This window comes from Bacillus sp. 220_BSPC, assembly GCF_001054655.1.
Taxonomy (GTDB): Bacteria; Bacillota; Bacilli; order Bacillales; family DSM-1321; genus Peribacillus; species Peribacillus frigoritolerans.
In genome coordinates, this window is sequence record NZ_JVPL01000165.1 from 1 (window position 1) to 6,937 (window position 6,937).

General features: G+C 38.2%; 9 protein-coding genes. 3 read left to right on the forward strand and 6 right to left on the reverse strand.

Annotated features, from left to right (window positions below):
- Positions 1 to 38: 38 nt before the first annotated feature.
- Positions 39 to 1,369 (reverse strand): IS3 family transposase gene (locus ADA55_RS28420; protein WP_226990452.1). Its coding sequence is split into 2 segments (ribosomal slippage): positions 39 to 997 and positions 997 to 1,369, totalling 1,332 coding nucleotides; the frame shifts between segments, so codons are not numbered across the junction.
- 259 nt (positions 1,370 to 1,628) lie between these two features.
- Complete coding sequence (locus ADA55_RS10990) at positions 1,629 to 2,492, reverse strand: manganese catalase family protein (RefSeq protein WP_048683485.1); 864 nt, start codon at positions 2,490 to 2,492, stop codon at positions 1,629 to 1,631.
- Between the two features lie 192 nt (positions 2,493 to 2,684).
- Here ADA55_RS10990 and ADA55_RS10995 point away from each other — a divergent pair, with 192 nt between their 5' ends.
- The 3 genes from ADA55_RS10995 to ADA55_RS11005 all read left to right on the forward strand — a co-directional run bounded on the left by ADA55_RS10995 (position 2,685) and on the right by ADA55_RS11005 (position 3,812).
- Positions 2,685 to 2,960: a YqhV family protein gene (locus tag ADA55_RS10995; RefSeq protein WP_048683488.1), complete on the forward strand. Its 276-nt coding sequence runs from the start codon at positions 2,685 to 2,687 to the stop codon at positions 2,958 to 2,960.
- 304 nt (positions 2,961 to 3,264) lie between these two features.
- Positions 3,265 to 3,585 carry a YbjQ family protein gene (locus tag ADA55_RS11000; RefSeq protein WP_034304199.1) on the forward strand — a complete coding sequence of 107 codons (321 nt, stop codon included), beginning with the start codon at positions 3,265 to 3,267 and terminating at the stop codon, positions 3,583 to 3,585.
- Complete coding sequence (locus tag ADA55_RS11005) at positions 3,585 to 3,812, forward strand: hypothetical protein (RefSeq protein ID WP_048683493.1); 228 nt, start codon at positions 3,585 to 3,587, stop codon at positions 3,810 to 3,812. The genes ADA55_RS11000 and ADA55_RS11005 overlap by 1 nt, the downstream gene beginning before the upstream one ends.
- A gap of 65 nt (positions 3,813 to 3,877) precedes the next feature.
- Here ADA55_RS11005 and ADA55_RS11010 read toward each other — a convergent pair whose 3' ends face one another.
- The 4 genes from ADA55_RS11010 to ADA55_RS30020 all read right to left on the reverse strand — a co-directional run bounded on the left by ADA55_RS11010 (position 3,878) and on the right by ADA55_RS30020 (position 6,730).
- Positions 3,878 to 4,339 carry a carboxymuconolactone decarboxylase family protein gene (locus tag ADA55_RS11010; protein ID WP_048683497.1) on the reverse strand — a complete coding sequence of 154 codons (462 nt, stop codon included), beginning with the start codon at positions 4,337 to 4,339 and terminating at the stop codon, positions 3,878 to 3,880.
- Positions 4,340 to 4,424: 85 nt separating this feature from the next.
- Complete coding sequence (locus ADA55_RS11015; RefSeq protein ID WP_048683500.1) at positions 4,425 to 5,294, reverse strand: RNA polymerase sigma-70 factor; 870 nt, start codon at positions 5,292 to 5,294, stop codon at positions 4,425 to 4,427.
- Between the two features lie 246 nt (positions 5,295 to 5,540).
- The gene (locus ADA55_RS11020; protein ID WP_048683503.1) at positions 5,541 to 6,242 is read right to left on the reverse strand and encodes a lipoprotein; all 702 of its coding nucleotides are present in this window, start codon (positions 6,240 to 6,242) and stop codon (positions 5,541 to 5,543) included.
- A 311-nt stretch (positions 6,243 to 6,553) separates the two neighbouring features.
- Positions 6,554 to 6,730, reverse strand: coding sequence for a hypothetical protein (locus ADA55_RS30020; protein WP_181151582.1), 177 nt, complete (start codon positions 6,728 to 6,730; stop codon positions 6,554 to 6,556).
- Positions 6,731 to 6,937: the final 207 nt, after the last annotated feature.

Below are 6,937 nucleotides of genomic sequence, written 5' to 3' on the forward strand. Positions count from 1 at the left end.
TGAAATGTACCCTTTGTAAAGGACAGTTTAAAAAAAGCCTAGGCAGCTTGAAAAAGATGATTTCTGTATTGAACAGGAGTCATCTTTTTTAAATTCCATTGGTATCTGTAGTGATTGTAATACGTCATATATTGCTTAATTTCTTTTTTTAATTCATCTAAAGTTGAACATGCTTTAATAGAGGCTTCATCTTTAAAATGGCCAAAAAAAGATTCTTGAGGTGCATTATCCCAGCAGTTCCCGCGCCTTGACATCGACTGGCCTAATCCCAGTTTTTTTACTAATTTCTGAAAGTCCGGATGGGTATAATGAGTTCCCTGATCAGAGTGGATAAAGGCATTCTTTGCTTTGTGAAATCTTCGATTTTTCTTTAACTTGAGGAGGGTTTCCGTAGCCAGGTCCATGGTAATGCGATCTGATACATGGTAAGCCACAATTTCATTGGTCGAAGCATCCTTAATCGTTGATAGATAAGCTTTCTTTCCTTGGCCATAGAACAAATATGTGATATCTGTCAGTAGTATTTTACCTGGAACTTCCTGTTTGAATTCCCTCTTCAAAAGATTCGGCACCACACGGTGCTCGTGAGTGGCTTTCATCATTCGTCTGTACGGATTTGCCTTCCGAATAGGGCATATAATGCTGTACTTCTTCATGATTCGCCGGATACGCTTCAAATTATAGACAACATTAAATTGACCCGCCAAAGTCATTTTGATCTGACGAGCCCCTTTCTTACGATTTTTGAAATGGAATGCTTTTATGATGATTTCTTTCACTACCTCATCCTTTTCATCTTTTCGAATTCTTTTTTCCTGTGATTTCACTGAGAAGTAATTATAATAACCACTTCTTGAAACACCGACTATTTTACAAAGGTATTTCACCATATGTTTTAGTTGATATTTTTCAATCACGGAGCGAATTAGGATATATTTTTGGAAAGGAGGAAGAACTACTTCTTCATCCCCCTTTCTGCAAAACGAATCTTTTTTAACAGTTCGTTTTCTGCCTTTAGTAAGTTGATTTGTGCTTCTAAGCGAGCATTTTTCTCCTCTAGGGTAAGTTTTCTTTCCTTTTGGCGCCCTGAATTTCCTGCTCTAGTGTCACATAAACCAATAATCCCGTTCTTCTCGTAAACTGCTTGCCATCTCTTACTCGCTGATTTAATTCTTTCCGTCCCCAAAACCTCTACATCAAACCCAAATTCTTCAAATATTTGCCTTACGAACTTGCCTTTCTGTTTTTCCGCTATAAATATATGCTTAAATTCATCAGTATAAGTAATTCCTTTTGAACTTACAGATTTAACATAATTATTAGATGATAGTAGTTTGATTTCTTTCTCTGTAAAAAGCTTTTTACTCATAACCTTCTCCAGTCCCATGTTGTGTTTTCTCGTTGTGTTTCTTAATTATACAAAAAAGTACCCTATAGGAGACTTTTTTAGGTGTCTACTCTATAGGGTACAGTTTAAAGTGAGAAACAGCTCGAGGTCCTAACCAAAAAAATACCCCATCAAATTTTCAGGCTTGATGGGGGGGCATTTGCAATCCGTTTGATTATTTTGCCTCGAAAAGGTACTTACTTTCATTCACCCTTAATAAGTAATTATATTATGTCTTTCATTAACACATACTTGGAGGGATATTCCCAGGATTAGCTTTCAATGCATTAGGGGGAGTATCATAAATATATGGTGGTGCTGGATTTAATTTTGGTTTATTTGCAAATGGGATTGGATGTTCTACATAGTTAAAGGTGCCTTCGCAATCCATACTTGTACCATGAGCCCATCGACCCTCTGCACTTTGATTTCCCTGAGAGAAATTGAATAGTGTATAGGCTACTTCTCTTTTCTCAAGATCTTTAGGAAACGTAGTTGGTACAACTATGCCACATTCTGCAGCCTCTAGTTCTTTGATAGCTGCGATCCATTGATTTTGATGCATAGTATCACGGGCAATCAGCCAAGATAACATGTCTTTCACGCCCCGGTCGTTAGTGGCCTCGTATAGTCTAACAACTTGGAGGCGGCCTTGAGACTCAGCATTAAGGTTGGCTCTAAAATCTGCCAACAAATTACCGCTTGCGATTATATAGTCAGCTGTCCACCTATTTCCAACGCTGTCTGCAGGCATTGCTCCTAGACCTGAAACAATTGCATGTTGAGGGTTCATTCCCCCAAGGATCGCCCCAATAATAGGATCTTTTGCTGCCGTTTCCAAGTCCCCTACAGGAGCACCATCCAATAACCTGGCAATCATCGTAGCCAACATTTCTATATGCGCCAATTCTTCTGTACCGGTATCCATTAATAAATCCTTATATTTTCCGTTCCCTCTTACACTCCACCCTTGGAATAAATATTGTAAGGCAACTGAAATTTCACCGAATTGACCACCTAAAACCTCTTGTAATTGTTTAGCGAATAACGGATCAGGTCTATCAGGTTTAGCATGGTATTGCAATTCTTTAACATGATAAAACATGTAATCACCCCAAGTTTTTATATAAAGCTCAATACTCAGTATTTTATACAATTGTGATAAATAGGTGTATGTCCATGTAGTGGTCAATCTTCATTTCAGATAATGATAATAAAAAAATAAAATGGCTAGTCCTAACCTCAAATTTAAAACATAAATATTCATATACTGTGTATTTTCACTGAGGAGGGTACTATGTTTTTAGCTATTGAAAAAGCCGTTCTTATTATGGTTTTACTTCGCCTATTTTCCGGCAGTGTTGAAATCTTGGCAGCTGCGCTGATGTTTAAGCTAAACAACATAGAAAAAGCATTATTAGTTAATAGCTCATTGGCCTTAATCGGACCTATTATTCTTATTATTACAACCACAGTTGGGTTAATCGGGGTCTCTGAAAAACTATCCTTATTTAAAATAACATGTGTTTTTTCAGGAGTTGCACTAATTTTAATTGGTGTCAAAAGTAGTTAATACTCTCAGTCTGTAGAATCAAACTTAAAAAAAGCCCCTCTAGTTTTAGCAATATCTGATTCCGTCACCCTTAGCACCCCTCATTTGAGGTGTGTACATAGGAAAGTAAACGTCCCCTGTTCCTGACCTATTATATAAGGGGGATAAAGCTTATATTATGGTAAAATTTAAAGGTATGATCATTGCGCTTGATAAAAAAGGAACTAAAGGGAATGTTTAAACTTCATGCGAACTTGGATCATTCGTTCATGCTTTCAGTTCAGGAAAATTTCATAATAAAGTAAATAAGTCGGAGGCGATTAATGTGTTGGTTGTTACCACAGAAAAGATTGAAGGGTACAAAATTGTAGAGGTAAAAGGGCCTGCCTTCGGTCTAATTGTTAGAAGCAGAGGGATTGGCGGCGATATCATGGCAGGGTTAAAGTCCCTGGTAGGCGGAGAAATCAAGCAATATACAGCGATGCTTGAAGATTCAAGAAAAGAAGCTATGGACCGTATGATAAAAAATGCCAATGAAATGGGTGCAAACGCAATTATTATGATGAGATATGATTCCGGGGAAATCGGTACGAATATGAGCGAAATTGTTGCATATGGAACTGCCGTCATTGTGGAGAAAATATAATGAAATTCATCATAGGGTACTATATATTACAAATTATTATAGTTATCTTATGCATTTTACTTGGATACTTTATCTATGATAAACGGTTTAAACGCAATCACGGTGTAAAAATTCCTGATGGATTTCAATCGACAGATGAAATAAATATAGACCCCGTGACAGGAGAAAAAACAAGGGTGTATTATAATCCTGATACGGGTGAACGCTTTTATAAAAAAGAAAAATAATTAAAAAGCCACGATTTTCACAATTAAAACCCCTTGTAACCATACAAGGGGTTTTAATAACGACATTATTTTTCCATTACAGGCTTATAGTGCCCTGGTATGTTTTGGGCTGAAATGGCCAATCGGTTCCAGCCGTTGATGGTGATGATTATGGTAACGAGATCGATATATTGTTTTTCATCAAAATGAAGGCGGACCCTCTCATACAGTTCATCAGGTACACCGTTGGCAGAAATGGCCGTGACCGCTTCCGTCAATTCCAGCGCTGCCCTTTCCGAATCAGAATAGAATGGTGTTTCACGCCAAGCACTCAAACAGTAAATTCTTTGTTCCGTTTCACCCATTGCCCGGGCATCCTTTGTATGCATATCCAAGCAGTACGCACAGCCATTGATTTGAGACGCGCGAATTTTAATCAATTCGATTAATGCGCTTTCGATTTCCGTTGTTTTCTTGTACTCCTCCAAACCCATCATTAATTTGATCACTTCACGATTTGTCTTCATGTAGTTAATCCGTTGTTCCATGTCAATCTCCTCCATTAAATCTTTTTAGGTTCCACTTATAAGACAAAATAGGGGTTTGATTTGTGACATCCCCAAAAAAGACCCCTCAATCTATCACAGGAATATGATTTAATTTATCGGGATTGGTGACAATGAAGATTTTGCGGATATTTTTTTGTTTTGGATCTAATTCAAAGCAGATGACTTTGGTAGGTTTTCCTTCTTTCATTTGCAAAATTCCCTCCTGGCCATTGACCATCACCGGAAGAAGTTCTCCTATGAAGCCTCCTTTAGCAGAAACGCCATTAAGAAAGGCGGATACGCGCTGTCTGGTTACAATTGGGTTTAATGCAGAAAGCACTTTACCTCCGCCGTCAGTAACAAGGACAACATCTTCTGTAAGAAGATCCAAAAACTCCTCAAAGTTTCCTGTCGCAGATGCTTTTATGAATTTTTTTGCCAACAGATCGACATGTTTCGTATCCTCCGGATGGACGGGCCTATCATTCTGTAATCTCCGCTTAGCCCGGCTGTAGATCTTTCTGCAGTTCACTTCATTCTTTTCCAGCATCTCGGCGATATCTTCATAGCTGTAAGTGAATGCTTCCCTAAGCACGAAAACCGCTCTTTCAACAGGTGAAAGCTGTTCCAGCAAAACGAGGAAGGCATATGCAACCGTTTCATCCGTTACGACCTTATCTAGAGGCTGATCTGTTTCGTTTACCCGAGGTTCTGGCAGCCAAGGACCTGTGTAAACCTCTCTTCTCTTACGGGCTGATTTCAAGTAATTCAGACAGCGGTTTGTCGTCATTTTCGCAAGATATGCTTTCATGTCCTTAATTTCGTTGGTATCAAGCTTAAGCTGCAGGAATAAATCATGAACGATATCTTCTGCATCGGTAACCGATCCGAGCATCCGGTATGCGATGGAAAAAAGAAAAGGTCGATATGTCTTATATAATGAATCCAACTCCACTTGCTTCACCTATTTTCTATCAAATTCGTTTTTTGAAAACCTATCACTAATTATTCTCTAACCCAATCATTTATCCTTCTTGATCTGAATAAAGCAGACAATCCCATCATACAAAAAAGAGCAGCAAAAGAGCTGCTCTCCGACTGTAGACAAACTAGCTTCCTACCGTTCAACAGGATTCCTTACCGGACAAATATAGTACCACTCTCTGTTAAAATGGTGTACCCAATTCCGGATACTCATTTATCAAGTTGCTTCATACCATACGATATCATCAAACATTTTTACAACCCGCGGTATGAAGCCTTCTTCATAATCTTCCGGGTATTGAACGATTGCATAGTAAACACGGTCGCCATGTTGAAAAACGGACAATGTACCCAATATGGAATAATTACTGCCCTTCTGGCTAATGTCAAATTCCACCTCAGACCAATCAAATCGGTTAGGCGAATTATCAGATCGCTGTTTTATCTCAAAGCCGTTGCTTATCACAACTTCCCTCGCAAACTCCTTCTTTTCTTCTATTGTCGCATTCGTACCCTCACTTTTGGAAAAAATCTGAACTTTGGCATCCTCATTTCTCTTGCCTGCAAAATTTGCAAAAACAATCATTGCATCCCCTTCACCAGAACTAGCCTCTTCAACGACCATGTCATCCACGATGTAGGTTGAGAATCCCAATGCCTGACTGTGATGAAGCGTGAATTGGAATGGTTCTTCCATACCTTCTAATATGATCGTATCCGTTTTCGTATTTGGCAGATCTTTAGCCGGATCATCGACCGATTCACCTGGAGGATCTTCTTGCCCGTCGGTTTGCTTAGGATTATCATTTGGCTTTTCTGAAATTGGCGGAGATTCCTCATTTCCCTCCTGGACTCCTTTACAAGCACTAAGTCCTGTTACCAAAAAAACGGCTGCCAAAATCAACAATATCTTTTTCATTGGAACCCTCTTTTCTTGTGTTTTAACAAATTATTATACGGTCCCATATGGAAAAAAGTTACACTATGCTTCATTGAAATATCAGACTTTATCTACTAAAAAAGATCGATACTCCACTCGTTCCGAAAAGAAAATATGAGATTGATTCACTTTGATGCGTCCATATCTTTATTTAACTAAACTATTCGATAGATAGTTTGAATAGGGGTTATATGATAATGTAAAGAATCGCACGTTCAAAAGGCCGCCAATTGGCGGCCTTCATAACTTCCCTTGCCTTATATGTACTAATTGAAAAATAAATGTTTTAGTTAAGATCCAATGCTATGTTCTACTGCAGTATCCCAATTAGGAAAATAATACAATGCATTCTTCATTAACTCCGGATCTGACTTCTTTACCTCTTTCTTTCGAGGTAGCTTTCCTTCTTTTTCTACTAAGCCAGAAATTTGATTCACGACTTCTTCAACACTCATATTCACTTCCATCTCTGTTCCCTCCTTCTTGTTCTTATTTATATTTTTTCCCAATAGATGAAAAGTAATACAATTTTTCTGTAGCTAAACTACCAGTTTAGTTTAAGAAGGTTACTTGAATGTATGATAATTGAAAGGATCCTACAGACAAAAAGCCAACGAAATCGTTGGCTTCAGACTGTAGACAAACTCGATGAAAATCGAGTTTGTCTATTTTTA

Excerpts from the sequence above, each read along its gene's own strand:
- ADA55_RS10990 (WP_048683485.1), bottom strand. The coding sequence starts at position 2,492 with ATGTTTTATCATGTTAAAGAATTGCAATACCATGCTAAACCTGATAGA.
- ADA55_RS10995 (WP_048683488.1), top strand. The coding sequence starts at position 2,685 with ATGTTTTTAGCTATTGAAAAAGCCGTTCTTATTATGGTTTTACTTCGC.
- ADA55_RS11005 (WP_048683493.1), top strand. The coding sequence starts at position 3,585 with ATGAAATTCATCATAGGGTACTATATATTACAAATTATTATAGTTATC.
- ADA55_RS11010 (WP_048683497.1), bottom strand. The coding sequence starts at position 4,339 with ATGGAACAACGGATTAACTACATGAAGACAAATCGTGAAGTGATCAAA.
- ADA55_RS11020 (WP_048683503.1), bottom strand. The coding sequence starts at position 6,242 with ATGAAAAAGATATTGTTGATTTTGGCAGCCGTTTTTTTGGTAACAGGA.
- ADA55_RS30020 (WP_181151582.1), bottom strand. The coding sequence starts at position 6,730 with ATGGAAGTGAATATGAGTGTTGAAGAAGTCGTGAATCAAATTTCTGGC.